The 1,263-nt window shown below is 74.4% G+C and carries 2 protein-coding genes; one reads left to right on the forward strand and one right to left on the reverse strand.

The window, feature by feature from the left end; translation table 11 throughout:
• Positions 1-870, forward strand: an 870-nt coding sequence (locus GL263_RS26725; protein ID WP_194377943.1) for a hypothetical protein, incomplete at its 5' end; no start/stop codon positions are given.
• 87 nt (positions 871-957) lie between these two features.
• Here the strand turns inward: GL263_RS26725 and GL263_RS26730 are convergent.
• Positions 958-1,263, reverse strand: a 306-nt coding sequence (locus GL263_RS26730; RefSeq protein ID WP_228456855.1) for a DUF5709 domain-containing protein, incomplete at its 5' end; no start/stop codon positions are given.

A 1,263-nucleotide genomic window follows, 5' to 3' on the forward strand; every position in this document is an offset into this window, starting at 1 on the left:
CCCAAGAAGCCGTCGGGGAAGTCCTCCTTCGACGACATATACGACCAGCCGGACCCGCGCGGCTACTACCGCGCCCTGCGGCCCTACGACTACCAGGTCCCGCACCACGCGCAGACCCTCGTCCGCCGTCTCCTGGGCACCAAACCCCTGGTGGCGGCCGGTGAGCGGGGGCCGCTGACGGTACTGGACGTCTGCTGTTCGTACGGGGTCAACGCCGCCCTGTTCAACCACACCGTCACCCTCCAGGACCTCTACCGGCACTACGCCGACCTCGACTCGCAGGCGGACGCCGGTACGGACGCCGCCCGCCTCGCCGGGAACGACCGCGCCTACTTCGCCGAGCGCCGCCGCTACGACGCCGTGCGCGCGCTCGGCCTGGACGCCGCCGGGAACGCCGTCGCCTACGCCCGGTCCGCCGGGCTGCTCGACCGCGGTTTCGCCGAGAACCTGGAGCGGGACGAGCCGAGCGGGGAACTGCGCCGCGCGCTCGCCGACGTCTCCCTGGTCACCGTGACCGGCGGCGTCGGCTACGTCACCGGCCGCACCTTCGCCCGGCTCGCCGCGCACCTGCCGGACCGGGTCTGGGTGCTGGCGCTGGTGCTGCGCACGGTCTCCTACGACGACATCAGCGCCGCGCTCGCCGCCCGAGGGCTGCGGACCGTGCGGGCCGACACGACGTACGTGCAGCGCCGCTTCACCGACCCCGAGGAGCAGCGCAACGCGGTGGCGGCGGTGACCGCCGCGGGGCTCTCCCCGGAGGGGCTGGAGGCGGACGGCCGGTTCCACGCCCAGCTCTACCTCTCCGGGCCGGCGGAGCCGTCCGGTGAGCTGCTGCTGCCCGAGGTGCTGTCGGAGATCGTCTCCGGCTGAGTCGTCTCCGGCTGAGTCGTCTCCGGCTGAGTCGTCTCCGGTGGAACCGTCCGCGGCGGAGTGGTCAGCGGCTGAGGCCCCGGGCGCTCACACCTCGTCGTCCGGGATGGTGTGCACCGCGGCCTCCTCCGCCGAGGCGGCCGCCGAGTCGATGCCGACGTCGAGCGCCAGCAGTTCGTGGTCGTGGTCGCCCCGCACACCCTCGTTCGGGGCGACCAGCCGGCCCGTACGCCGGTCCCCGACCTCCCCGTCCAGCGGCTCGCCCTCCCCACCGGGCACGTCGCCGATGCCGTCGCCGTCCTTGGGCGCCACGTCCGGCAGCTCCCGGGCCAGCCGCCCCTCAAGCGGTTCGCCGGAGTGCTGCTCGGCGGCCGTCGTGCCCCAGGTCTCCGC

Origin of the sequence: Streptomyces durbertensis (genome assembly GCF_014156695.1) — a bacterium.
Lineage (GTDB): Bacteria > Actinomycetota > Actinomycetes > Streptomycetales > Streptomycetaceae > Streptomyces > Streptomyces durbertensis.